Source organism: Bacillus chungangensis (assembly GCF_030812995.1).
Lineage (GTDB): Bacteria > Bacillota > Bacilli > Bacillales > Bacillaceae_C > Bacillus_CF > Bacillus_CF chungangensis.
In genome coordinates this window covers 60,735-84,636 of sequence record NZ_JAUSTT010000010.1, presented here as the reverse complement: position 1 = coordinate 84,636, position 23,902 = coordinate 60,735, and the positions used below count along the sequence as shown (strand labels likewise).

The window sequence follows — 23,902 nt, the reverse complement described above, 5'->3', positions numbered from 1 at the left end:
TGCCATCCTTTTTTATAAAGGGAAAGGGGGATGCATTTGCCACAAGTAATGGTCATTATCGCAGCTTTATGCTGGGGTTTTATAGCTGTGTTTGTTAAAAAACTAACAAGCTATGGTTTTACAGAAATGGAAATTGTCACGATAAGAACAACGAGCGCACTTATTCTAACAATCCCACTTGTACTAGTACAAAAAGATCCAACAATATTAAAGATAAGTCCCAAACATATACCATATTTTTTTGGAACAGGAGTGTTAAGCATTGCTTTTTTTAACTGGTGTTATTTTACCGCAATGAACAAAATGTCGATTTCATTGGCAGTGATGTTATTGTATACATCTCCGGCATTTGTCGCGATTCTTTCAGTCTTTTTTTTAAAAGAACATATGAATCAACGTAAAATAGCAGCTATTGCTGCAACAATCATTGGCTGTTCTATGATTGCGCTGGCAGGCGGCTCTACGGATAATGAGTGGAGCTTTATCGGATTTATGATTGGGCTCGGAGCAGGTTTGGGATATGCATTGTATAGTATTTTTGGAAAATTAGCGCTTCAATATTATGAATCTTTTACGATTACTTTCTATACATTTGTCGTTGCGACAGCCTGTTTGCTTCCTTTTTTTCCGTTTTGGAAAAAACTGCATGGCCTGCCTTTGGAAGCGTGGGTATATATGATTGGACTAGGATTTGTTCCAACTGTACTAGCTTACTTGCTTTATACTGTCGGGCTTCGAAAGATGGAAAGCAGCAAAGCGGCAATTTTAGCAACCGTTGAACCGATTGCTGCAGTAATGGTAGGAGTGCTTTTATTTTCAGAAACAATTTTACTTGTACAAGTAATTGGCGCTCTCTTTATTTTATCTTCAGTAGTCATTGTAAGTAATGTAAGAAAGCCAAGCCAACAATGGTACGAAAAGAGAACTAGCTAGAAATATTGTGAAAAAGGGGACACAAAAGACGGATTATCGTTCTTTTGTGTCCCCCAAAATGCTGATTCATTTTACTACCACAATTTAAACCCTTTCGAACCAGGAGGTCCGTCTTGAATCATTTCCATAATCGGAACTGTATAAGCAATTAAAATTAATGCTACTAAAATAGTTACCCAAATTTTCCAGTTTTCAAATACCATCGGTGTACGCTCTGCCTTATCAGCAACTTCTGCAACTGGAAATTCCTCTTCACCTTTTGGAGCAAAGAATGTGAGATTGATAAAGATAATAATCATTAAGATAATACCTAGAAAGAGGATAGAACCGCCAATTGCTTGTGCAACTTGATAAGGAATCCAATCTATTGCTTGTGGTGCATCTCCATAAGTTGAAAATGAAGAACGGCGCGGAGCTCCTAATAAACCTGCAATGTGCATAGCGCTTGACATAATGAGCATCCCGACTCCCCAAACAATTCCTTGAATGATAGCAAGTTGATTCATTGCTTTCGTTAAGACACGGCCTGTTAAATGGGGTACTAGCCAATAAGTAATACCAAAAAAAGTTAGGATGACTGCTGTAGCGACAGTTAAATGAAAATGGCCGGTTACCCAAATGGTATTGTGAACGACTTGGTTCATTTGAAATGAAGCGTTAATAATTCCTCCAGCGCCTCCAGGAATAAAGGCGATCATTCCGATAAACGGAACAACGAAGCGTGCATCTTTCCAAGGCAGCATTTTAAACCAACCAAAGAGGCCAGTTGCACCTTTAGAGCGTCCAAACATTTCAAAGTTGGCAAACAGAGAAAATGCAGTCATTAAAGATGGAATAACAACTAAGAATGTAAGTACCACCTGAATATATTTCCAAAAGGCATCAATGCCTGGCTCTGTAAGCTGATGGTGCAGTCCAACTGGTATTGAAAAAAGTAAGAAAAGAATAAACGATAGCCTTGCCATTGAATCAGAGAACATTTTACCGCCGATTACTTTAGGAATAATGACATACCAAGCCATATAAGCTGGCAATAACCAGAAGTATACAAGCGGGTGGCCGAAATACCAGAATAAAGTGCGGGTCACGAGCACATTAACGGTATCAATCCAACCGAGAGACCATGGAAGCAATTGGAATAAGACAGATACTGCAACTCCAAGCGTTGCCACAAACCACATCAACATATTAATCACAGTCATAAACGTTAATATCGGACTTGGTTTGCCAGGATTTGCCTTTCGCCATCTTACATAGTTGGCAATCATGGCGCCTCCACCAATCCAGCTTCCAACGATGACAAGCGTTAAGCCAAGATAAAATAACGCGTGTGCTTGTAATGGTGCATAGAACGTATAAAGAACACTTGCTTCATTTAATAAAATCATAATCGTTGTCATGATCGTTCCAACTGTCATGACAACAAAACCAATCCATCCTGCTATTCTTGCTTTTTTCGTAAATGTTCCAGAAGTTCGGCTAACAGCAGCGAATTGAAAGCCCATAATGAAAAACGTTGTTAAGACAAGTCCCAATAAAACACCATGTGTTGTAAGTACTTGGTAATAATCAATGCCTAAAGGGAGCTCAAAACGACCTGAACGAACGAGTGTTTGTAAAAGTCCAGCTAAGCCGCCCAATGCTAACGCAATAAACGCAACATACAGATGTGCCATCGCAAGCTTCCCATCACGGCGATCTACTTTTATCATCGTTTGTGACATCTTAGTCCACCACCTTAATCATGGATTTCATTGTGTGATGACCTACTCCACAATATTCATTGCAAACAGTAAGGAATTCACCTGTTTTATTCATGGTTGTCACATACTCACTAATATATCCTGGCTCTAGCATCATATTGATATTTGTCCCAGCAATTTGAAATCCATGGATCACATCTTTTGTTGTTGCAATAATTTTTACGCGTGAATTTTTTGGTATCTCTACTTCTCCAGGATCATAATAAAAGGCAGAAGCTACAACGACAAGCTCATAGTCCCAATCTTTTCCTTCTACTTTTTTTAAACCTGGTTCATCGAATGGTGCTGTTTCTGATACTAATTCTGGATCTATAAATGCTTTTGCTGATGGCGGCTGATGTCCTTGATGAAAGGCACCAATGCCTACGACAATAAGAAAGACAATAAGTGAACCTGTACCAAATATAAGCCACCATTTTTCATACTTATGAATATGCATGAAATGTTCGACTCCTCTCCATTAAAAACGAATTGAAAATAATATAAATACACCTACCCAGGCAACAATAAGAAAGATGCCGAGGGAAAAAACAGAAATCAACGTACCTTTTAATGATGATGACTCTTCTACTTTCACGTTTGCCTTTTGATTAAGCGGTGTCTTAGCCAAAAAAATCACTCCTTTCCAAAAATAAACATAGACAAATAATGTTATTAACACCATCATAAGGATGGAAACTATCCTTATCTGTGATAAAAATCACTTTATACCATTTATATTGTGAAGAATGTGTGAAAGGGCTTTTATAACAAGCAACATACTTATCAAAGTGTGAGAAACGTAATGGGAAGTGAGTAATGATGCCTATTCATTCATTCGTTCTCAATAGAAAAAGCGAAAAACTTAAAATAGCTGTTTTTTACAATTCCCCTACAATGAAAAACAAGATGAGCGAGGACAAAATAATAAGCTTCATTGCTAGGCATTATTACTTATGTAAAAGTAGAATAATGAAGCAGTAGGTAAAAAAAGAAGGGAAACCATTTATTTTGTGGTTTTCCCTTCTTTTTTAGACAGCGAATGTATTGTTTTCTTTTTGCAGTTCAAGCATTAACACAACTGTAAGTGTACCAATGTTTTCAAGCTTTACTGGAAGACGAAGCGCCTTATCGAATCCGTATAGTTTTGTGTCGCCTACAATGACAGTTGGAGGCGTTATATCAATGGTTACTCCTTTTTGTGACACAAATGTAGATAAATTACCAGCAATCATATTGCCGAGCTCGCCAGCAAAGGAATCAAGCATCTCATTACTGATTGGCATTCCGAACATAGCAGCGCCAACCTGTGAAAAAAGCTCCTCATCGCCATCGAAAAGAATTCTTCCACGAATGTTTCCTGTTACTCCAATTAAGACACTCATTGTTTCTTGATTAAATGGTGCTGTGACAAGAGTCGGCTGATCAACAACAACTGGTATTGGCAAAACTGTTTTCAATGAATCTATTGCACTATTCAGCATAATTGTAACATGTTCATTTAGTGACATATTCCTAACACCCCTCAATTAGTCCTAATAAAAATGATACCATAATAATAGTAATAAAGATATAAGTTAATTGTGAATAAAAGAAGAAATTTAGGAAAAAATAACAGTAATATGTCGTAAAGGGATGTCAAAATGGCTAAAATAATTTCTATTGGTACGGGAATTCCTCCCTATCATATCTCTCAAGATATGGCGATGGAATTTGCTCGCCGCCAGTTTTCCTCTTCATTTAAGGATATTGAACGGCTGTTAAAAGTATTTGTAAATAGTGAGATTTCATCTCGAAACCTTGTTAAACCGGTAGATTGGTATGGTGAGAAACGTACATTCGCAGAGAAAAACGACATTTTTTTGTATGAAGCAGTACACCTTGGCAAGAAAGCAATTCAACAATGCATGGCAGCTAACCCATCTATCTCTTATGAAGAAATTGAAGCGATCTTCATGATTAACACAACAGGAATAGCCACTCCAAGTTTAGATGCATATATCATGAACCACCTGCCTTTTTCATCAAATTTGAAAAGAATTCCAATATGGGGCCTTGGTTGTGCTGGTGGTGCTTCAGGTCTATCTAGAGCAGGGGAGTATTGTAAGGCATTTCCAAACGCTAAAGTATTAGTCTTATCTATTGAATTGTGCAGTTTAACATTTCAAAAGGATGATGTATCGAAAAGCAACTTAATTGGAACTTCTTTATTTGGGGATGGTGCCGCTTGTGCATTAGTTGTTGGTGATGAGGCAGGACAGAATTGGACAACAAAAACGTATCCAACAATCATTTGTTCACAATCAACATTCATGAAAGATACGTTGGATGTAATGGGGTGGAGGCTGCAAGATACTGGTCTGCATGTTGTTTTTTCAAAAAATATTCCTTCCATTGTAAAGCAATGGCTAAGACCAATGATTGATAAATTATTGCAGCAATACCACATCACAATTCATGATATTGCTCATTTTATTGCTCATCCTGGAGGAAAAAAAGTCATTCAAGCATATGAAGAAGCTTTAGGGTTGACTAAGACAATGACGAGTGATGCGAAAGAAGTGTTGAAAGCATATGGGAATATGTCATCTGCAACCATTTTTTATGTTTTACAACGCTTTTTATTGAAAGATATTTCACAAGGAGATTGGGGGGTTGCAACAGCATTGGGCCCGGGTTTTAGTTCCGAATTATTGCTGTTGAAATGGCAATGACATTTTTTTATTTATTTTTGTGTCTCATTGTTGCTCAAAGGCTGACGGAATTATGGATCGCGAGAAGAAATGAACAGTGGATGAAGGAGAAAGGAGCACGAGAATTTGGGCAAAGTCATTATCCATTGATGATTTTGGTCCATTGCAGCTTTTTCATTTTTTTAGTATTAGAAGTACTGCTTTTAAATAAACAGCTAACTGGATTAAGCTATATCTTTTTTACACTCTTTCTGATGGCACAGCTTGTTCGGATTTGGATTATCGCTACATTAGGCAAGTATTGGAATACGAAAATTATTGTCCTTCCTAATACTTCTCTTGTCGCAAAGGGACCGTATAAATATATGAAACATCCCAATTATCTGATAGTGACAATTGAATTTATCCTAATTCCACTTATGTTTCACGCATATTATACACTTATCCTTTTTTCACTATTAAACATGGTTATTTTGCGAGTCAGAATTCCTTTAGAGGAAAAAGTGTTAAGAGAATGGACAAATCAGGAAGATGGGATTATTTGAACTACTCACCACTTAACACCCTTACGGGTTGTTTGAAGTGGGAGATTCCTAAGTACGGGATTCTTAAACAGACAATTCCGCTCTATCAAAGACCATGTACAGTTGACATGCAAGATCGGGGTGAACGATCAACACTTCAAGTGCAGCTCTTACTACATACTAATTGTGAGTGCCGCTTTTCGGTAACATATATTTGAAATATCGTTTACTTTAGAAAATGGATTACGGTGAAAGCACATCGTAATCTTTACACGATTTAAAAATAATGTGGAAAAATAAAAAAATCATTTGAAAATGATTATCGTTGATGATACTATAAAAATGAATATGATTCTCACTATCATAGATATAAAATGCGTGGCTAAAAACTAGTTTGTTCATTATATAACTTCCAAAGTGAAGTCGGACTTTTTTTAAAAAATAAGTAGACAAAATCATAAAGGGTGGTAAAATCAAATGGTATGGCTATTCGTAATTCTCACAGTCGTTGTATACAGCTTGTTAATGAAAGTTGTATTCAACAATATTTTACAACCGATTAAGATAGAAAAAAAGGAACAAAAACATGCAATAGAAGAGCAAAACCATCGGCTTGTTCTTTTAAATCAACCAAGATAATCTATCCAAATGAAACTTAAAAACGTTCGCTTATGAAGCGGGCGTTTTTTTTATGATAGGAAAAATCAGTGAATTCAGGTAAAATAGGAGCATATTAATATGACAGGGAGAATGGAAGCAACATGACGACAATAAGGGATTTAACGATAGCGAATAGGTATACAGAAAAAGCGCTTCAAATGTATGAGCGTTTTCGAGTAGTAGGCGACAATGAGCGAGCGGAAAAGATGGAGAAGTTATTGAAAAAGCTTCATGAAAATACACTTATTATTGCATTTAGCGGCCATTTTTCTGCAGGGAAGTCTACAATGATCAATACACTGATTGGGAGTAACATTTTACCATCGAGCCCAATTCCGACTAGTGCTAATCTCGTTCGCATTCAGCGGGCAGAAAACGAGTATGCAACAGTCTATTACGATAACGATGCACCACTTCGATTTGAAGCTCCTTATGATTTTCAAAAGGTGAAGGAATATTGCAAAGATGGCGATGTCAACGAAATTGAAATCGGGCACGTTCATACTGCTCTTCCAGCAGGTATTACGCTAATGGATACACCAGGAGTCGATTCTACAGATGACGCTCATCGAATTGCTACAGAATCTGCTATTCATTTGGCAGATATTGTATTTTATGTCATGGATTATAATCATGTTCAATCCGAACTGAATTTTACCTATACGAAGGAACTGCTTGAACATGGAGCGCAGCTATACTTAATTATTAATCAAATTGATAAACACCGGGAAGAGGAGCTATCTTTTCAAACATTCAAACAGTCAGTTCACACCTCTTTTTCCTCTTGGAATGTGGCTCCAGTTGACATTTTTTATACAACTTTGAAGGAGCCGAATCATCCCGATAACCAGTACGAAGATGTAAAAGGTTTAGTAAATTCTGTACTGCATCAGCAAGAAAAATGGATGAAAATAACGGTACAAGCTGCTTTTAAACGGTTAGAAAGCGAGCATGGCAAATGGCTTCAAGATCAAGAGGAAGAGGAAGCAGCACCATATGAGGAGTTGTTGGGTAAACGTAATGAAGAAGAAAAATCACAATTGCTATGGAAAGAACAGCAGTTAATAGCAGATAAACAGGAGCTCGAAGAAAAAGGTGCAATCTGGAAAAAAAGCTTTGAAGAAAAACGCCTGCAAGTGATAGAAAGTGCCTATTTGATGCCATATCAAACGAGAGAGCTGGCTGAGCAATATTTAACAAGTGTCCAGCCTGACTTTAAGGTTGGTTTCTTATTTGGAAAAAAGAAGACTAAACAAGAGCGTGAAACTCGTTTAACTGCATTCTTGGATGATTTGCAGAAGCAAGTTGAATCACAGCTGGAATGGCACCTCAGACAATTTGTTTCTGAAAGGCTGCTGGAGGCAGGGATATATCAAGAGGAGCTGCAGGTAGAAGCGCAGCAGTTGAGGGTAGAAGTGAAAAAGGACTTATTGGAAAGTGCGGTAAAGCAAGGTGCACGAATAAGTGGAGAATACGTACTGCACTATTGTGAAGAGGTAAGAAGACAGCTGCTGCAATTAGCAATCCGGAAAAGCGATGAACTGAAAGAAAAGGCGCTGGCACTGTTAGAATCACAAATAGCGATAAAAATACAGCAATTAGATACTGAGCTAATTAGAATACAGCCAGCAGCGAATGCGATTCGTTCGCTACAAGAAATAGCATGCTTGTGGCAAGAAAAAAGAAATTATTCACCAACTCAAACTGAGGCTGCAAAAGCATATGAAGCAATGCAAGCAGAATGGCGCAAAGAAAAGCAAAACATTAGAATTTTTACTGAAGAACAGCATGATACACAACAGCATAAGGAGAAACAGCTTGCAATTGTTAGAGAAATTGATGATATGAGTGAGCAAACAAATAGAGTACCGCTTTCGAAGGTGGTAAATGTATTAGAAGAAGCCGTTTCTTTATTCAATCATATCAATGGTTTTCAGCGCTTAACGGCACATTTAATTCAAAAGCTCGATAGATTAAAAAACCAAGCCTTCACGATATCGCTTTTTGGTGCATTTAGTGCAGGTAAATCGTCTTTTGCTAATGCACTTTTAGGAGAAAAAGTGCTGCCTGTATCACCAAACCCGACGACTGCGGCAATTAACCGTATTTGTCCGCCAAATCAAACATATATCCACGGAACGGCAGCAGTACATTTGAAATCAGAAGCACAAATGTTAGAGGATTTAAGACGGTCGCTTCAACTGTTTCAAATGGATTGCTATACATTATCCGAAGCTTATGAGAAAGTGCCAACGATACTAAATCAACATAACGTTGAAGGGAAGGAAAAGGTTCACTTGGCCTTTTTACAAGCATTTCACAGTGGTTACCTTCAATTCGGAAAAAAGCTTGGTACAACGATCGTTGCAAATCTTGAACAATTCCAAGGCTTTGTTGCTCATGAATCACAATCTTGTTTTGTCGAAGCAATTGATTTGTACTATGATTCTCCATTGACGAAAAAAGGTATTACGTTAGTGGACACACCTGGAGCGGATTCTATCAATGCTAGGCATACAGATGTTGCTTTTGAATATATAAAAAATGCAGATGCAATTTTATTTGTTACCTATTATAATCACGCCTTTTCAAAGGCTGATCGCGAATTTTTGATGCAGCTGGGGCGAGTGAAGGATGCGTTTGAGCTCGATAAAATGTTCTTTATTATAAATGCAATTGATTTAGCGGAATCGCAAGATGATCTAACAGCAGTGCTCACATATGTAAATGAACAGCTATCGTCTTACGGCATTCGCTTTCCACGGCTTTTCGGCGTATCAAGTTTGTTAGCCTTAAATGAAAAAACAAGGGCCGAATCACAGTTAGCATCATTTGAGCAATCATTCTATCCTTTTTTAGAAAAAGATTTGACAGACATGGCCATTCAATCTGCCGAAGCAGAAATTCATCGTGGTTTATCGATGTTGGAAACATATATTGCTGCAGCAAATGAAAGCCAGGAACAGAAAGAGTTGAAACGGGCACTCCTGCAGCAAAAGCAAAGCGCGGTTATAAATAGATTAGAACAGATGTCTATTTCACTCCTTGCTGCAAAGATGCAGCAGGAATTACAGGAATTAATTTTTTATATAAAGCAGCGGGCCTTTTATCGTTTTCCTGATTTTTTTAGAGAAGCTTTTAACCCTTCCGTGTTGCAAACTAGTCATAAGCAGGCGTTAAGATCAGCACTTACGGAGCTTTTAACATCATTTGGTTTTGAATTCTCACAAGAACTGCGTGCAACCTCTTTACGTATCGAAAAGCTTATCCAAACGATGATGCAGCAGCAATTTATTCAATATGAAAAAGAACTACAAGCAATTCAAGATCATTTAACGTTTACAGCTTTTGAAATGGAAAGCATAGAGACGCCGTCGTTCCCACCAGCTTTTACAAACATTGCCTTGCAGCCTTTAGAACAGTCTTTCAAGTATTTTAAAAACGCGAAGTCTTTTTTTGAAAAAAATGAAAAGCAATATATGCAAGCAGATTTAGAGCAGTTATTATCGCCCTTGGCAGATGCTTATTTAGAGGAACAGTCGACAATGATAACGGCTCACTATGAAACAATGATTGAACATGCATTTCAACAGTTGATTGTTGGAATGAAGGCTGATTGTACAGAACAGTTTGCAGGCTGGTTGGATGCTTTAGTGAAAACTGAAAATGTTGATGAATGGGTGAAAGTCTACGATTTAATAACGGAAAAAATGAACAATTAGCATGAAAATAATTAGTTAGATATTGATATAATTAGAAGTAAAGAAGGATGTGATGTGATGATGAAATATATAAAGGAAAAAGAATGGCTAAGGGAACAGCTTGGCACTGCATCTGTTTGTGTAATCGATTGTCGTTTTCAACTAGGCAGTCCAAATGCAGGCAGAGAGGCATATGAACAAGATCATATCCCAGGCGCTGTCTATCTTGATCTCGAAAAAGAATTATCTGGTAAAGTGCAGTCTCATGGAGGCAGACATCCGCTTCCTGATCTACGTGTATTCAAAGCGGTGATTGAAAAAGCGGGAATTGATAATAAGAAGCCAGTCATTGTCTACGATGGGGGAGAAGGCTGCTTTGCTGCTCGTTGTTGGTGGCTGCTTACTTATCTTGGACATCCAAGTGTTTTTATATTGGATGGGGGATACCAAGAATGGAAAAACGCAAATTTTCCAATTACTACAGAAATTCCAAATCCTCAAGCTGTATCGTTCAAGATAAATGTGCAATCAACGATGCTTGCCAACTTTGATTTGGTTAAGAAAGTGACGGAAGTAGGCGGCGCAGCACTTATTGATTCACGAGCACGTGAACGGTTTTTAGGTTTAGAGGAACCGATAGACCGAATCCCTGGTCATATCCCAACAGCGTGCAACATTGTATGGATGGAAGCAATAGAAGGAGGAAAGTGGAAAAATGTAGAACTGCAAGCACAGCGTTTTTCGGCATTTTCAAAAACAGAGCCAATTATCGTCTACTGTGGTTCAGGCGTTTCAGCTGCACCCAATGTGCTTGCTCTAAAAGCAGCTGGCTATGAAAATGTGAAGCTTTATATTGGAAGTTATTCAGACTGGATTTCATATGAAGAGAATCCGGTCGAAACAGGGGAGTAAATATATTAGACTTATAAATTTATAGAAAAAGCAAAGGAAAGTGTTTTTCTACTATACATGAAGCCATGTAAGAGAGAGTAAATCATCTATAAGGTAACCCACCTATTGACCAATCATAGGTGGGTTTATTAAGAGAGGAGGAAGTTTTCTATTCTGTTTTTAAATCATTTAACAGATTTAATTCATATAGGAAAGCCTTTCGATATACTTGTTGTTCTTTCATTGCTTCTTGCAGCGTAGAGAGGGAGACTCATTTAATAATGAAGCATCTCCTTTTTCATTGTTGTTGTCACGATCCAAGAGATTGAGGAGGAATGTATATACGAGCAGCAAGATAGAATAGTTATCTACATAAGTGAGACTGATTGCACGTCCGCCTTTACCCCCTTGGGCGCTCGAATGAACAGATGGTGTTGGTGCATTTGCAATTTTCTCTATTATGTCCTCTGGAATACCTAGCTCTGCTAATTCAGTATGCTTGCTCTTTCGCTCAACCATTCCACTTCTTTCTATTGGACGTTTTCATTGTTATCTATCATTTTTTATCTTTATCAATACAAGCTTTAGAATCATTGTCATCACCGCTTTGTGCGTTGTTCGTTTGACACGTCTTGTTTCTGTTTACAGCAACAGCGTTAGCATCACCACCGACAGCAACGTTTACAATACTTTCAGCCATAAACATAGTGGCTTCGATAGTAGCATTGGCATCACCGCCATTTGCTTCAGCATAAGCATATTGATTCGTCGTATTTGTATTGTTTTGATCTGCAGTAACAGTGTTTTCATCATTATCTTTCTTTTTACGAGGGTGTTTGCGGCAAGGGCAATCATCTTTACATTTCTTTTTTGGATGGTAATTATCGTCTTTCCATTTTTTATAATGGCCATGATCCTCTTCCCAATATTCATCATAGTAGGTCATTATTTTTCACCTCCTTAGTTATTAATAGATTATGATTGAGTGTTATCTTCTGCTTTGGCGTTTGTACGAGACGATTCGTTTGTTTTTTATCATCATTTTCTAGAGATCTAAACTGGATAAATCTATATCTAATATTGTTTTTCCATCAAACTTAACTTTTATTTTCTTATCTTCTTCGATAGCTTCTACTACCGGATGATCCTCCTTTAATACATTGTTTAGTTTTGCTTTGTCAATGAGGTTATTATTTGCTAGTAAATCTTCAAGATTTACATTTTCTATCGTCTGTTGTATATTACTGCTTAATTTATTCATGATATTTCCTAATCCAAGATTTAGCTGATTAAGTAGTTCCCTCATTTGTTCTTCACTAAGGTCAGATTCATTCTGAAATGAGTTTATTTTAAAATCTCCATTTGACTTCTTCACCATTTCTCCTTCACCTCCTTACTTTCTCTATACTGTATGGAAGAGTTGAATAAACTGTTTACGCTCTTATCTTAGGAAATTCGCATATTTTAATAGAATTCGAAATAAATAGCTGTCCCCATCCGCTAGATTCCCATTGTTTTAGTCTAGATTCAAGATGATCTAATGGAAAAACTTTATTCACATTTAATGGAACTATTTAGACAACATAACTTAGTTATAGGATGAAGACAAAGTATATTGAGTAAAAATATATCTGTTTTCAGGAGTTAGATTCTAACACTTTCTAAAAAAACGCAAGTAATCCCACCTATTGATCGACCATAGGTGGGGCATAAAGAAGGAAGATTGTTATTCTGTTTTTAAATCATTTAACAAACTCACTGTATCTAGGAAAGATTTTCGATAATTCTGTTGTTCTTTCATTGCTGTTTGCAGTGTAGAGAGGAGAGACTCGTTTAATAATGCAGTTTCTTCTTTTTCATTATGTTTATCACGATCTAAGAGATTGAGGAGGAAGGTGTAAACGAGCAGTAAAGTAGAATAATTATCAACATAAGTGAGACTAATTGCACGTCCGCCTTTACCTCCTTGGGCACTCGAATGAACAGAAGGTGTTGGTGCCTTTTCCACTTTCTCTATTATGTCCTCTGGAATACCTAGCTCTGCTAATTCAATATGCTTGCTTTTTTCGCTCAACCATTTCACTCCTTTCTATTGGACGTTTACATTGATAGACATTTACATGATTGTTTTCTCCATTTACTTTTTATCTTTATTAGTACATGCTTTAGAATCATTATCATCACCACTTTGTGCGTTGTTCGTTTGACACGTCTTGTTTCTGTTTACGGCAACAGCGTCAGCATCACCACCGACAGCAACGTTTACAATGCTTTCAGCCATAAATAAAGCGGTATTGAGGGTAGCATTGGCATCACCGCCATTTGCTTCAGCATAAGCATATTGATCCGTCGTATTTGTATTGTTTTGATCTGCAGCAACATTGTTTTTATCATGATCAAAATCGTGCTTTTCATGAGGGGGCATGCAGCAATGACTTTCGTCTTTATATTTCCTTTTTGGATCGTGATGATATTCGTCCTTCCATTTTTTAAAGTGGTCATCATCTTTCCAATGTTCGTCATAGTAATTCATTATTTTTTCACCTCCTTAGATACTAATAGATGATGAATAAATATTTATCTTCTGCTTTATTATTTATACGAGACGATTCGTTTGTTTTTGATTATCATTTTTTTAGGTCTTCTACATTGGGCAAATCAAATTCTAATAATGTTTCTCCATCCAAATTCACTTTAATTTTCCCATCTTGTTTTAAGGTTTCTACTACCGGACGATCCTTTAGTACTTTTTTTAATTTTGTTTTTTCAACGCTATTTTTTTCCATCAAGTTATCAGCATTCACATCTTCCATCACCCGATGTAAATTGCCGTTAATTTTGTTCATCATTTTTCCCAGTCCGTGATTCAGCTGACCAAGGAACTCATTCATTTGTTCTTTTTTAATGTTAGAGTCATTCCCAAAAGAGTTTATTTTAAAATCTCCATTTGATTTCTTAACCATTTCGCCTTCACCTCCTTACTTTCTCTATACTGTATGGGGAGATTGAACAAACTGTTTACGCTCTTATCTTAGGAAATTCGCATATTTTATAAAATTCTAAGTAAATAGCTGTATCCATCCGCTATTTCACATTATTTTTTAACTATATTGTAATTAAATCGATGATTCACCTTTGCCAAATTGCCAGTATTCAAAATAATCGAATGTTAATTTTTATCCGCATTTAGGCGAAACAGTTTAGCCCTTCTATGACTTTCGTTTATAGGATAAGACTTATTCGTCAGTAAACATGTAGTTCTCAAGGGCATTGAAATTTAACACTTCCTAAAAAACGTAAATAATCCCACCTACTGAACGGCCATAGGTGGGGAATGATATAAAAAAGGAAGATTGTTATTCTGTTTTTAAATCATTTAACAAATCCACTGCATCTAGGAAAGATTTTCGATAAGCCTGTTGTTCTTTCATTGCTGTTTGCAGCGTAGAGAGGAGAGACTCGTTTAATAATGCAGTTTCTCCTTTTTCATTGTTTTTATCATGATCCAAGAGATGAAGGAGGAAGGTATAAACGAGAAGCAAAGCAGAATAGTTATCGACATAAGTGAGACTGATTGCACGTCCACCTTTACCCCCTTGGGCGCTCGAATGAACAGAAGGTGTTGGTGCCTCTTCCACTTTCTCTATTATGTCCTCTGGAATACCTAGCTCTGCTAATTTAGTATACTTGCTCTTTTCACTCACCATTTCACTCCTTTCTATTGGAGGGTTGCATTGATAGACATTTACATGATCGTTTTATCCATTATTTTTTATCTTTATTGATACACGTTCTAGCATCATTGTCATCGCCGCTTTGAGCGTTGTTCGTTTGACAAGTTTTGTTTCTGTTTACGGCAACAGCATCAGCATCACCGCCGACAGCGACGTTCACAATTCTTTCTGCTGCAAACATAGCGGCATTAATAGCAGCATCTGCATTGCCGCCATTTGCTTCAGCAAAAGCATATTGATTCGTCGTATTTGTATTGTTTTGATCTGCAACAACAACGTTTTCATCTTTATCCTCTTTCTTTTTCCGAGGATGTTTCCAAGAATGACAATCGTCTTTATGTTTCTTTTTTGGATAATCGTCTTTCCACTTTTTATAGTGGTTATATTCATTTTCCCAATGTTCGTCATAGTAATTCATTATTTTACATCTCCTTAGATATTAATAGATGATGAATAAATGTTATTTTCTGCTTTGGCACTGTACGGGACGATTCGTTTGTTTTTTAATGATCGTTTTCTTGAGGTTCTACATTGGATAAATCAAGGTCTAATAATGTTTCTCCATCCAAATTCACTTTAATTTTCCCATTTTGTTTTAACGTTTCTACTACCGGACGATTATTTACTTCATTTTTTAAGTTTGCTTTGTCATCACCATTTTTCCCCATCGAATTATTGGAATTTTCTTGCATCACTTGATGTAAATTGCCGCCCATTTTGTTCATCATTTTTCCTAGTCCGTGATTCAGCTGACTAAGCAGCTCATTCATTTGTTCTTTGCTAAGGTTAGAGTCATTTCCATAAGATTTTCCATTTATATTCATATTAATGTCCTCATTCTCGTTATGATTCGATTTTTTTACCATTTACCTTCACCTCCTTATTTTCTCTATACTATATGGAATGATAAACAAACTGTTTACGCTCTTATCTTAGGGAATTCGCATATTTTAATAGAATTCTAGGTAAGAAACGATAAGCATTGTAGAAAATCCACTGTCGTCTTTGTTCAAAAAAACGTATTTGGATAATTAGATGAAGAAGTTATCCCTCTATGAATAGTTTGTTTATTCCATAGAATGGCAGGCTAGTTATAAAATTTGAAGACTTTATCCCACATCTAACTAGCAGTAAGACCCCCACCTCAAGAGTAAGAGGAATCAGAAGCGCTGGGTGGGGGATAACTGAAAGTCAAATGTCCGATTGGTTCAACTAACCATGAGTGGGGATGAGAGAAAACCCCCACTCATGGAAGTTTCACTTTATCATATTTTCATATAAACGTGAAAACTCCCCACCAAAATGTGCGATCTCATAGGTAGGGAGTTTTTATAAAGGAGTAAGTTTGTTATTTATTTTTAGTCATTTCATCAGTTCACTGCATCCAGGAAAGATTTTCGATAAGCCTGTTCTTCTTTCACTGCTGTCTGCAGTTTGTAGAGAGGAGAAACTCGTTCAATAAGACGGTTTCTCCTTTTCTATTACGTTTACACGATCCAAGAGATGAAGGAGTAAGGTATTGACGAGCATCGTTATCCCACATAAATGTGGCTGATTACACATCCACACATAGCTCTTTAGGTGACTGGTATGATGAGGTGGTGTGGTATATTTTTAACTATCATTTGAACGTTTTCATTTATATTATTTTTTCTTCTTATCTTTGTTGACACATGATTGAGAATCATTGTCATTACCGCTTTGAGCGTTGTTGCTTTGACAAGTTTTGTTTCTGTTTACGGCAACAGCGTTAGCATCACCACCGACAGCGACGTTCACAATTCTTTCTGCTGCAAACATAGCGGCATTAATGGTAGCATCTGCATTACCGCCATTTGCTTCCGCAAAAGCATATTGATTCGTAGTGTTTGTATTGTTTTGATTTGCATCAACCATGTTATTATCATTATCTTTTTTTCTACGTCGATGCTTAACGCAATCGTCTTTGCCTTTTTTATGATGATGGAAATCTTCCCAATGTTCGTCATAGTAATTCATTATTCTTCACCTCCTTAGTTAATAATAGTTTATGAATGAATGTTATTTTCTGCTTTGGCATTTGTACGAGACGATTCGTTTGTTTTTTAATCATCATTATCTTGGGATTCTACATTGGATAAATCAAGGTCTAATAATGTTTCTCCATCAAAATTAACTTTAATTTTCCCATCTTGTTTTAAGGTTTCTACCACCGGACGATCCTTTGCTATTTTTTTTAAGTTTGCTATGTCAGCGCTATTTTTATCCATCAAGTGATTGGTATTCGCATCTTGCATCACCTGATGTAAATTTCCGCCCATTTTGTTCATCATTTTTTCCAATCCGTAATTCAGCTTGCCAAACATATTATTCATTTGTTCATTGCTAAGGTTAGAGTCTTTGTCGAAAGACTTTCCATTTAGATTAATATTAAAGTTCTCATTCTCGTTGTTATTTGATTTTTTAACCATACCTTCACCTCCTTATCTTCTTTTTACTATATGGAAGGATCAAACATACTGTTTACGCTCTTATCTTAGGAAGTTCGCATATTTTAATGAATTCTAGGTAAAGAAAAGATAAGAATTGTAAGAAAATCCACTTTCGTCTTTCACCTAAAAGAACGTATTAGGATAATCCGATGACGATATTAGCTTTATTTATCCCATATCTAACTAGCGAGTCAAGACCCCCACTTCGGGGAGTAAGAGGAATCAGAAGCGCTAGGTGTGGGATAACTGAAAGTCAAATGTCCGATTGGTTCAGGCCGACAGGATAAGGAAAGTTTCTTGAATCAACATCGCACGAAGAAAAAGTGCTCTTCTTTTTCGAGGATGTTGCGATCTTATTCTACTTCTTATCAGTGGGGGATAAGAGAACCCTCCCCACTGATGGAAGTTTCACTTTATTAATGGTCATGAAGAAGTCAACACCCTATCATTTAGCTTATCTACTTTAGGACGGCAGCTAATTAGAAGATGTTACACTCTATATACTCTCTCATAAACGTGAACAATCCCCGCCTAATATGTGATCTCATAGGTGGGGAATTTTTATTAAGGAGTAAGTTTGTTATTTATTTTTAGTTATTTCATTAGTTCAATACATCTAGGAAAGATTTTCGATAGCCTGTTTTTCTTTCATTGTTGTCTGCAGTGTGTAGAGAGGAGAAACCGTTCAATAAGACGGTTTCTCCTTTTTTATCACGATTCAAGAGATGAAGGATGAAGGTATAAACGAGCATCGTTAGCAAACATAAATAAATGTGGCTGATTGCACGTCCACCTATAGCTCCTTGGGTGACTGGTATAATGAGATGGTGTTGGTGTATTTTCTAACGATCATTTGGACGTTTCATTTACATTATTTTTTCTTTATTGATACATGATTTAGCATTTTTTCTTTTCTTCTTTTTTGACACATGATTCAGCATTATTGTCATCACCGCTTTGAGCGTTGTTGCTTTGACAAGTTTTGTTTCTATTTACAGCAACAGCGTCAGCATCACCACCAACAGCGACGTTCACAATTCTTCCTGCTGCAAATGCTTCTGCAGTAAAGGTAGCAGTTGCATTGCCGCCATTTGCTTCCGCAAAAGCATATTGATTTGTAGTATTTGTATTGTTTTGTTCTGCATTAACAACGTTATTATCATTATCTTCTTTTCTACGTCTATGCTTATTGCAATCGTCTTTGCCTTTTTTATGATGATGGAAATCTTCCCATTGTTCGTCATAGTAATTCATTATTCTTTCACCTCCTTAGATAGTAATAGTTTATGAATGAATGCTATTTTCTGCTTTGGCATTTGTACGAGACGATTCGTTTGTTTTTTAATGATCGTTTTCTAGGGCGTCTACATTGGATAGATCAATGTCTAATAATGTTTCACCATCCAACTTAACCTTCATTTTCCCATCTTGTTTTAAGGTTTCTACTACCGGACGATCCTTTGCTGCTTTAAATTTTACTTTGTCAGCGCTATTTTTTTCCATCAAGTGATTATTCGTATCTTGTATCACCTGATGTAAATTGACACCCATTTTGTTCATCATTTTTCCGAGTCCGTGATTCAACTGAGTAAGCAACTCATTCATTTCTTCTTTGCTGAGTTTAGAATCTTTGTCGAAAGGCTTTCCATTTAGATTAATATTAAAGCTCTCTTTTTCGTTGTTATATGATTTTTTAACCATACCATCACCTCCTTCTCCTTATCTTCTTTTTACTATATGGAAGGATCGAACAAACTGTTTACGCTCTTATCTTAGGAAGTTCGCATATTTTTAATAGAATACTAAAACTTAGCAGCCATTTATCCCACGTCTAATTGGCAAGTCAAGACGATCGCTTCAAGCGTAAGAGACGGGCACGAAATTCAATTATCCGAATGATATTCTAGACTGTAGGATTTAAAAATTCTTATCATATGAAGAAAAAATGATTTCCTTTTTCTAGGTCGTTACTGGAAGGGGGCTCCCGTAACATATAATCAGATTCCTCTTTCTGCAGCAAAGATAGTGTATTGTTATAAATCTCTTTCGATTCGTCGACCAAATACATGATCGTACAAAATGATGCTAGATCTGCTATAATAAGGTGAAATAGATTGGAGTTGTTAAGATGGATAATAAGCAATCTCTCATGATTGTAGATGGAATGTCATTATTATTCAGAGGTTTTTACGCTACAGCATCCCGGGGCTATATCATGAAAACAAGATCAGGACTTCCGACTAATGCTGTGTATGGATTTATTAAATATTTATGGGATGCAATGAATACATTTAAGCCAACACATTTACTATGCTGTTGGGATATGGGGAATAAAACGTTTCGAAATGACCTTTATAGCGAATATAAGGCTAATAGAATGGCTCCACCACCTGAGTTAGTGCCACAATTTGAGCTTGTCAAAGATGTCGTTGCAAGTCTTGATATTCCTAATGTCGGTATGGAAGGGTTTGAGGCTGACGATTGTATCGGTACACTTGTTCGGATGTGTAGTGATAAGATTTACATACAAATTTTAACTGGAGACGCCGATAGCTTGCAATTAATTAACGAGCGAACGGAATCGATTCTTATGAAAAGAGGAATGTCTCATTACAAGGTGTATACTCCGGAGAAATTATATCAAGAAAAACGATTGAGACCACGGCAAATCATTGATTTAAAAGGTCTAATGGGTGATGCGAGTGATTGTTATCCAGGTGTTAAAGGAATTGGAGAAAAAACAGCATTGAAATTATTGTATGAGTATGATACGGTTGATAACATTTTAGCAAATCTTTCATCCCTCCCTAAAGGAATTCGCCATAAGATAGAGGCACATTTTGATATGCTCCAACTATCATTGCAATTAGCAGAGATACGCTGTGACGTACCAATTCAATTAAATTTAGCTGATTGTAAAATAACAATTAATAAACAGAAAATGCAGCAGCAGTTTGAGAAACTTGAATTTCATCATTTATTCGCACAAATCAGCTAGCTATAAGAAATGACTATAAACGTCTGCTATACAATCTCATTTGCAGACTAATGATCATATATGCTGAGTTTGTAATGGACTATCATCAAATGGAGAGAGTAGATGTTGAAAACCACTAATAGTCTGGAAGACTTTTTAATATTTTTAGAGGACAAAGGCTTTAAGTTTCAAGAGGATGTAATTGCTTTTATTTATTTTGGAAAACGATATACGGAATTGCCAGATCACCTTATCATCATTGCAATCGAGTTTACTTTAAAAAGTCAAATAAAATTTGACGGCAGTTTTTATCTTTCACTCTTAGAAGCAATAAAAGAAAAAAAGATTAATAGCCGTAAAGAAGCTTATCATTTTGTAAAAGAGATTGGGCTAGCTATTTAGTTTTAAGCGGGTTCGTATCTAGTTGATGTCAAGTTGAGTAATTATTACTTCCGTCAGCTTGTACTGACGGAAGAATGACGATTTTTTCGGTATTTCATGCATCTAATAATCATTTAACATAATGGCTTTCTTTGCTAAGGCATCAGCATTTTTATTTTGTTTGCTTGGAATCCACTTGATAAAAAATAAATCGAACTGTTTAGATAATGCCAGTGCCTCATCTAAAAGCAAGCGATATTTTTCATTTTTTGCATATTCTTTTTCAATTGCACTGACAACTGCTTGAGAATCAGTGCGGACAGAAACGGACGTTATCTTTTGCTCCAAACATATTTGAAGCCCTTTAATAAGTGCAATGTATTCAGCCTCATGATTGTCCTTCAAGCCAATTGGAATAGCATATTGTTTCACGCTGCCATGTATTTTCAGGAAAATACCTGCCCCACTCCAGCCAGAGTCGCCAGCACTAGCCCCATCAATATACAGTTCAATCATTTTGTACCCCCTTCAAATAAAACAGCCTTTATATAAAAATAGTTAAAAACTTGAGGAGGGGAGTTTGCAAATGCTGCAATAACGAATCTCCCCTGTAAGGCAGCCATTATTTTTCTGGAAATTTTTTAGCAAGATAGAAAAATGGTGTATCAATCACTGCAACAAGAAACTTCAGTAGATACGTGGTCAGGAAAATTTCAAACCAAATTGGTGCAGGAAATTGACCGATAAATGCTACTGAAGTAAAAATGAATGTATCCAATAATTGACTAATCATCGTACTGCCATTATTGCGAATCCAAAAGTGTGAATCTTTAGGGAATTTTTTTCTTAAATAGGAAAAAATATGAACATCTGCAAATTGTCCTAAAAGGTAAGCAAGTAAGCTGCCGGCAGCAATTCTTGGAATCATATTAAAGATTGTTTCTAACGATTCTTGGGCTTTATCATCAGGACCTGGTTCAAATACGAGCGCCATTTGCATAAGAAGCGTCATCGTGAGCAACGTAAAAAAACCAATCCATACTGCTTTTTTAGCTTCTTCCTTCCCATATCGTTCATTAATAATATCGGTAACGAGAAAAGCTGTTCCATACATCGCATTTCCTAACGTAGCAGTTAAGCCAAAGATTTCGATTGTTTTTACTACTTGCAAATTTGCAATCACGGTCGAAAAACCAATCCAAACAAAAAGGCCTGTCTTTCCAAAAATGCGATACATTGCCAATACAATAATGAAGTTGACTAAAACAAAAATAAGACCAAACCATTCATTAAACATTTGTTTCCTCCTGTAGTTTTGATAACGCGGGAGTTCTCGAACCGCGTAAGGATTTATGAAATTGACAATGTCCATTATAGCGGTCAAAGCTTTATTGAACAACCCTAGATAAGATAAATAAAAAAATAAAGTGAGAATGAGAATGGAGGAGAGGAGATGGGGGAACAACAAAAAGGCTGACGTTCACACATCAGCCTTGCGCATTTTATCATTATTATTATTGTGGATTTTTCTCTACATTTGCAGCTTGTGGACCACGGTTTCCTTCAACAATTTCAAAAGTTACTGATTCGCCTTCTTCTAACGTTTTGAAGCCTTCACCTTGGATAGCAGTAAAGTGTACGAATACATCGTCTCCGCCTTCAACTTCAATAAATCCGTAACCTTTTTCATTGTTAAACCATTTTACTTTACCGTTTTGCATATTTCTTAATCCTCCTAGATCTTAAAAGCACAAAGTGCTAAGAAAAAATATTGTTCATTAAACGGAAGATATTTCAGCTTTAAAAAACTGGAAAATAAATTCAACTTAATGATAGGTACAATATACACTAAACAATAGCTATAGTCAAGGATACACAATGCTTTTCACGTTATTTTTTGTTGTATTCCATATTTTTCAAATTAGGAAGCGGACTTATGGCATATTTTGCTTATAAATAAAAGGCGAAAACAAGAATAAATGCGGTTTTCCCTATGTCTGTATGATATTTTAAGAGCAAGTAACGGTCTTTTCCGTCAAATTTAGTTTATCCCACAGTGAAATGGCAGTAAAAATACCATCAGTTAAAGAGGAATGAGAAGGTTTAGAGAGGGAACGACCGAAAAAAGTACATGATAAGGAAAACCTCTAGTAGCAGCATCGTACGAAAAAAAAAGATTTACTTTTTGCTTGTGATTCTTGTACGAGGATGAGCGAATTGCACCATCTTATAATCAGTAAAGCATGCAAAACGGTGTAATAGTGACGTTTACTTGTTTATTTATGCCAACTATAGTACACTTTTAATCATTACCGCAATTATTTTATTGGGGGGTATGGAATGCCAACACCAAGTATGGAAGATTATATCGAGCAAATTTATTTACTCATTGAAAATAAAGGCTATGCACGCGTTTCAGATATTGCTCAAGCTCTCTCTGTTCATCCATCGTCTGTTACAAAAATGGTACAAAAGCTGGATAAGGATGAATACCTTGTTTATGAAAAATATCGTGGTCTTACTTTAACCCCGAAAGGGAAAAAAATCGGCAAGCGTCTCGTAGATCGCCATGATTTACTAGAAAAGTTTCTTAAAATCATCGGAGTAAAAAAAGAGAACATCTATGAAGATGTAGAGGGAATAGAACACCACCTAAGTTGGAACTCTATTGATCGCATTGGCGACTTGGTTCAATTCTTCGAAGAAGATCCTACCCGAAAAAACGCATTAAAATTACTACAAGAACGCAATGAAAAGAAAAAGCAAGAAGATTTGCCGCAATGATACCTTTATATCGCTGCTAACATTACTTATCTTGAGAGCGCGTTCAAAGCGAGAAACAGATAATCAATATTCGAAAACGTTGTAAGGAACGGATGCCGTTCAACATGAATAGCAAAAAAGCAAGCTGGCACTGGCAATTTATTAGTGTCCTTACTAAAGGAAGGCATAGTAAAAGGATGGAATCATCGGAATCATCCTTTTGTTATGTCTTTATTTTGATCTTCTCGTTCTTTGAGGAGACCTTTCTGGGTTTCATCTGCCAGCAACACCACGCAACATACAATTCAATTATAAAGTAACTTTTATCATCATTATTTCCATATATATTTAAAAATCTTGCTTTAGAGTAAAGAGATCAAAGAAGAATGATTTTCTCTCTCACCTTTAGCGTCTATTCTATGTCTATTGATT

Annotated in this window: 29 protein-coding genes; 9 read left to right on the top strand and 20 right to left on the bottom strand. The window is 36.4% G+C overall.

Annotation, left to right across the window (positions count from 1 at the left end):
* Positions 1–30 precede the first annotated feature (30 nt).
* Positions 31–933 carry a DMT family transporter gene (locus tag J2S08_RS09885; RefSeq protein ID WP_307229070.1) on the top strand — a complete coding sequence of 301 codons (903 nt, stop codon included), beginning with the start codon at positions 31–33 and terminating at the stop codon, positions 931–933.
* A 74-nt stretch (positions 934–1,007) separates the two neighbouring features.
* Here J2S08_RS09885 and J2S08_RS09880 read toward each other — a convergent pair whose 3' ends face one another.
* The 4 genes from J2S08_RS09880 to J2S08_RS09865 all read right to left on the bottom strand — a co-directional run bounded on the left by J2S08_RS09880 (position 1,008) and on the right by J2S08_RS09865 (position 4,186).
* Positions 1,008–2,657 carry a b(o/a)3-type cytochrome-c oxidase subunit 1 gene (locus J2S08_RS09880; RefSeq protein WP_307229068.1) on the bottom strand — a complete coding sequence of 550 codons (1,650 nt, stop codon included), beginning with the start codon at positions 2,655–2,657 and terminating at the stop codon, positions 1,008–1,010.
* A 1-nt stretch (position 2,658) separates the two neighbouring features.
* Entirely contained in the window at positions 2,659–3,135 is a 477-nt protein-coding gene (locus tag J2S08_RS09875) for a cytochrome c oxidase subunit II (protein WP_307229067.1), read from the bottom strand.
* 21 nt (positions 3,136–3,156) lie between these two features.
* Positions 3,157–3,315, bottom strand: a complete 159-nt coding sequence (locus tag J2S08_RS09870) for a cytochrome c oxidase subunit 2A (protein WP_370875664.1) — start codon at positions 3,313–3,315, stop codon at positions 3,157–3,159.
* Between the two features lie 391 nt (positions 3,316–3,706).
* Positions 3,707–4,186, bottom strand: coding sequence for a chemotaxis protein CheX (locus J2S08_RS09865; RefSeq protein WP_307229063.1), 480 nt, complete (start codon positions 4,184–4,186; stop codon positions 3,707–3,709).
* 132 nt (positions 4,187–4,318) lie between these two features.
* Between J2S08_RS09865 and J2S08_RS09860 the strand changes: the two genes are divergently transcribed.
* The 5 genes from J2S08_RS09860 (at position 4,319) to J2S08_RS09840 (ending at position 11,165) form a co-directional block, all read left to right on the top strand.
* Positions 4,319–5,389, top strand: a complete 1,071-nt coding sequence (locus J2S08_RS09860; protein ID WP_307229061.1) for a type III polyketide synthase — start codon at positions 4,319–4,321, stop codon at positions 5,387–5,389.
* Positions 5,386–5,913: an isoprenylcysteine carboxyl methyltransferase family protein gene (locus J2S08_RS09855; protein ID WP_307229060.1), complete on the top strand. Its 528-nt coding sequence runs from the start codon at positions 5,386–5,388 to the stop codon at positions 5,911–5,913. The genes J2S08_RS09860 and J2S08_RS09855 overlap by 4 nt, the downstream gene beginning before the upstream one ends.
* Positions 5,914–6,369: 456 nt before the next feature.
* Positions 6,370–6,531 (top strand): hypothetical protein, encoded by a 162-nt coding sequence (locus tag J2S08_RS09850; protein WP_307229058.1) that lies wholly within the window; start codon positions 6,370–6,372, stop codon positions 6,529–6,531.
* 122 nt (positions 6,532–6,653) lie between these two features.
* A complete protein-coding gene (locus J2S08_RS09845) occupies positions 6,654–10,274 on the top strand; it encodes a dynamin family protein (RefSeq protein ID WP_307229056.1) in 3,621 nt (1,206 codons plus the stop codon).
* 57 nt (positions 10,275–10,331) lie between these two features.
* Positions 10,332–11,165 (top strand): sulfurtransferase, encoded by an 834-nt coding sequence (locus tag J2S08_RS09840; protein WP_307229054.1) that lies wholly within the window; start codon positions 10,332–10,334, stop codon positions 11,163–11,165.
* Between the two features lie 219 nt (positions 11,166–11,384).
* Here J2S08_RS09840 and J2S08_RS09835 read toward each other — a convergent pair whose 3' ends face one another.
* The 13 genes from J2S08_RS09835 to J2S08_RS09775 form a co-directional block, all read right to left on the bottom strand.
* Positions 11,385–11,663, bottom strand: a complete 279-nt coding sequence (locus J2S08_RS09835; protein WP_307229052.1) for a hypothetical protein — start codon at positions 11,661–11,663, stop codon at positions 11,385–11,387.
* Between the two features lie 37 nt (positions 11,664–11,700).
* Complete coding sequence (locus tag J2S08_RS09830) at positions 11,701–12,090, bottom strand: hypothetical protein (RefSeq protein ID WP_307229051.1); 390 nt, start codon at positions 12,088–12,090, stop codon at positions 11,701–11,703.
* A gap of 99 nt (positions 12,091–12,189) precedes the next feature.
* On the bottom strand, positions 12,190–12,522 hold the full coding sequence (locus tag J2S08_RS09825) for a hypothetical protein (protein ID WP_307229049.1): 333 nt from the start codon (positions 12,520–12,522) through the stop codon (positions 12,190–12,192).
* Positions 12,523–12,870: 348 nt separating this feature from the next.
* Positions 12,871–13,218 carry a hypothetical protein gene (locus tag J2S08_RS09820; protein WP_307229047.1) on the bottom strand — a complete coding sequence of 116 codons (348 nt, stop codon included), beginning with the start codon at positions 13,216–13,218 and terminating at the stop codon, positions 12,871–12,873.
* Between the two features lie 63 nt (positions 13,219–13,281).
* Positions 13,282–13,677 (bottom strand): hypothetical protein, encoded by a 396-nt coding sequence (locus tag J2S08_RS09815; RefSeq protein WP_307229045.1) that lies wholly within the window; start codon positions 13,675–13,677, stop codon positions 13,282–13,284.
* A gap of 94 nt (positions 13,678–13,771) precedes the next feature.
* Positions 13,772–14,107, bottom strand: a complete 336-nt coding sequence (locus J2S08_RS09810) for a hypothetical protein (RefSeq protein ID WP_307229043.1) — start codon at positions 14,105–14,107, stop codon at positions 13,772–13,774.
* Positions 14,108–14,500: 393 nt separating this feature from the next.
* A complete protein-coding gene (locus J2S08_RS09805) occupies positions 14,501–14,848 on the bottom strand; it encodes a hypothetical protein (RefSeq protein ID WP_307229042.1) in 348 nt (115 codons plus the stop codon).
* A gap of 61 nt (positions 14,849–14,909) precedes the next feature.
* On the bottom strand, positions 14,910–15,296 hold the full coding sequence (locus J2S08_RS09800; RefSeq protein WP_307229040.1) for a hypothetical protein: 387 nt from the start codon (positions 15,294–15,296) through the stop codon (positions 14,910–14,912).
* Between the two features lie 85 nt (positions 15,297–15,381).
* Entirely contained in the window at positions 15,382–15,744 is a 363-nt protein-coding gene (locus tag J2S08_RS09795; RefSeq protein ID WP_307229038.1) for a hypothetical protein, read from the bottom strand.
* A gap of 778 nt (positions 15,745–16,522) precedes the next feature.
* Complete coding sequence (locus tag J2S08_RS09790) at positions 16,523–16,876, bottom strand: hypothetical protein (protein ID WP_307229036.1); 354 nt, start codon at positions 16,874–16,876, stop codon at positions 16,523–16,525.
* Positions 16,877–16,962: 86 nt separating this feature from the next.
* Positions 16,963–17,328 (bottom strand): hypothetical protein, encoded by a 366-nt coding sequence (locus J2S08_RS09785; RefSeq protein WP_307229034.1) that lies wholly within the window; start codon positions 17,326–17,328, stop codon positions 16,963–16,965.
* Between the two features lie 918 nt (positions 17,329–18,246).
* Positions 18,247–18,603, bottom strand: a complete 357-nt coding sequence (locus J2S08_RS09780; RefSeq protein WP_307229032.1) for a hypothetical protein — start codon at positions 18,601–18,603, stop codon at positions 18,247–18,249.
* 87 nt (positions 18,604–18,690) lie between these two features.
* On the bottom strand, positions 18,691–19,050 hold the full coding sequence (locus J2S08_RS09775) for a hypothetical protein (RefSeq protein WP_307229029.1): 360 nt from the start codon (positions 19,048–19,050) through the stop codon (positions 18,691–18,693).
* A 427-nt stretch (positions 19,051–19,477) separates the two neighbouring features.
* On the opposite strand from J2S08_RS09775, the gene J2S08_RS09770 reads away from it, so the two are divergent.
* Positions 19,478–20,347, top strand: coding sequence for a 5'-3' exonuclease (locus J2S08_RS09770; RefSeq protein ID WP_307229027.1), 870 nt, complete (start codon positions 19,478–19,480; stop codon positions 20,345–20,347).
* 102 nt (positions 20,348–20,449) lie between these two features.
* Positions 20,450–20,728, top strand: a complete 279-nt coding sequence (locus J2S08_RS09765; RefSeq protein ID WP_307229025.1) for a DUF6123 family protein — start codon at positions 20,450–20,452, stop codon at positions 20,726–20,728.
* 102 nt (positions 20,729–20,830) lie between these two features.
* On the opposite strand, the gene J2S08_RS09760 is transcribed toward J2S08_RS09765, so the two are convergent.
* The 3 genes from J2S08_RS09760 to cspD form a co-directional block, all read right to left on the bottom strand.
* Positions 20,831–21,223, bottom strand: a complete 393-nt coding sequence (locus J2S08_RS09760; protein ID WP_307229023.1) for a reverse transcriptase-like protein — start codon at positions 21,221–21,223, stop codon at positions 20,831–20,833.
* Between the two features lie 106 nt (positions 21,224–21,329).
* Positions 21,330–22,004, bottom strand: coding sequence for a queuosine precursor transporter (locus J2S08_RS09755; RefSeq protein WP_307229021.1), 675 nt, complete (start codon positions 22,002–22,004; stop codon positions 21,330–21,332).
* Between the two features lie 217 nt (positions 22,005–22,221).
* Positions 22,222–22,428: a cold-shock protein CspD gene (cspD, locus tag J2S08_RS09750; RefSeq protein ID WP_307229019.1), complete on the bottom strand. Its 207-nt coding sequence runs from the start codon at positions 22,426–22,428 to the stop codon at positions 22,222–22,224.
* A 619-nt stretch (positions 22,429–23,047) separates the two neighbouring features.
* Between cspD and mntR the strand changes: the two genes are divergently transcribed.
* Positions 23,048–23,491, top strand: a complete 444-nt coding sequence (gene mntR / locus J2S08_RS09745; protein ID WP_307229016.1) for a transcriptional regulator MntR — start codon at positions 23,048–23,050, stop codon at positions 23,489–23,491.
* The last annotated feature ends 411 nt before the right edge of the window (positions 23,492–23,902 follow it).

Bases quoted from the DNA above. Each gene is read 5' to 3' on its own strand.
- J2S08_RS09885 (WP_307229070.1), top strand. From the start codon at position 31: ATGCATTTGCCACAAGTAATGGTCATTATCGCAGCTTTATGCTGGGGT.
- J2S08_RS09880 (WP_307229068.1), bottom strand. From the start codon at position 2,657: ATGTCACAAACGATGATAAAAGTAGATCGCCGTGATGGGAAGCTTGCG.
- J2S08_RS09875 (WP_307229067.1), bottom strand. From the start codon at position 3,135: ATGCATATTCATAAGTATGAAAAATGGTGGCTTATATTTGGTACAGGT.
- J2S08_RS09865 (WP_307229063.1), bottom strand. From the start codon at position 4,186: ATGTCACTAAATGAACATGTTACAATTATGCTGAATAGTGCAATAGAT.
- J2S08_RS09860 (WP_307229061.1), top strand. From the start codon at position 4,319: ATGGCTAAAATAATTTCTATTGGTACGGGAATTCCTCCCTATCATATC.
- J2S08_RS09855 (WP_307229060.1), top strand. From the start codon at position 5,386: ATGACATTTTTTTATTTATTTTTGTGTCTCATTGTTGCTCAAAGGCTG.
- J2S08_RS09850 (WP_307229058.1), top strand. From the start codon at position 6,370: ATGGTATGGCTATTCGTAATTCTCACAGTCGTTGTATACAGCTTGTTA.
- J2S08_RS09845 (WP_307229056.1), top strand. From the start codon at position 6,654: ATGACGACAATAAGGGATTTAACGATAGCGAATAGGTATACAGAAAAA.
- J2S08_RS09840 (WP_307229054.1), top strand. From the start codon at position 10,332: ATGATGAAATATATAAAGGAAAAAGAATGGCTAAGGGAACAGCTTGGC.
- J2S08_RS09835 (WP_307229052.1), bottom strand. From the start codon at position 11,663: ATGGTTGAGCGAAAGAGCAAGCATACTGAATTAGCAGAGCTAGGTATT.
- J2S08_RS09830 (WP_307229051.1), bottom strand. From the start codon at position 12,090: ATGACCTACTATGATGAATATTGGGAAGAGGATCATGGCCATTATAAA.
- J2S08_RS09825 (WP_307229049.1), bottom strand. From the start codon at position 12,522: ATGGTGAAGAAGTCAAATGGAGATTTTAAAATAAACTCATTTCAGAAT.
- J2S08_RS09815 (WP_307229045.1), bottom strand. From the start codon at position 13,677: ATGAATTACTATGACGAACATTGGAAAGATGATGACCACTTTAAAAAA.
- J2S08_RS09810 (WP_307229043.1), bottom strand. From the start codon at position 14,107: ATGGTTAAGAAATCAAATGGAGATTTTAAAATAAACTCTTTTGGGAAT.
- J2S08_RS09800 (WP_307229040.1), bottom strand. From the start codon at position 15,296: ATGAATTACTATGACGAACATTGGGAAAATGAATATAACCACTATAAA.
- J2S08_RS09795 (WP_307229038.1), bottom strand. From the start codon at position 15,744: ATGGTAAAAAAATCGAATCATAACGAGAATGAGGACATTAATATGAAT.
- J2S08_RS09790 (WP_307229036.1), bottom strand. From the start codon at position 16,876: ATGAATTACTATGACGAACATTGGGAAGATTTCCATCATCATAAAAAA.
- J2S08_RS09785 (WP_307229034.1), bottom strand. From the start codon at position 17,328: ATGGTTAAAAAATCAAATAACAACGAGAATGAGAACTTTAATATTAAT.
- J2S08_RS09780 (WP_307229032.1), bottom strand. From the start codon at position 18,603: ATGAATTACTATGACGAACAATGGGAAGATTTCCATCATCATAAAAAA.
- J2S08_RS09775 (WP_307229029.1), bottom strand. From the start codon at position 19,050: ATGGTTAAAAAATCATATAACAACGAAAAAGAGAGCTTTAATATTAAT.
- J2S08_RS09770 (WP_307229027.1), top strand. From the start codon at position 19,478: ATGGATAATAAGCAATCTCTCATGATTGTAGATGGAATGTCATTATTA.
- J2S08_RS09765 (WP_307229025.1), top strand. From the start codon at position 20,450: ATGTTGAAAACCACTAATAGTCTGGAAGACTTTTTAATATTTTTAGAG.
- J2S08_RS09760 (WP_307229023.1), bottom strand. From the start codon at position 21,223: ATGATTGAACTGTATATTGATGGGGCTAGTGCTGGCGACTCTGGCTGG.
- J2S08_RS09755 (WP_307229021.1), bottom strand. From the start codon at position 22,004: ATGTTTAATGAATGGTTTGGTCTTATTTTTGTTTTAGTCAACTTCATT.
- cspD (WP_307229019.1), bottom strand. From the start codon at position 22,428: ATGCAAAACGGTAAAGTAAAATGGTTTAACAATGAAAAAGGTTACGGA.
- mntR (WP_307229016.1), top strand. From the start codon at position 23,048: ATGCCAACACCAAGTATGGAAGATTATATCGAGCAAATTTATTTACTC.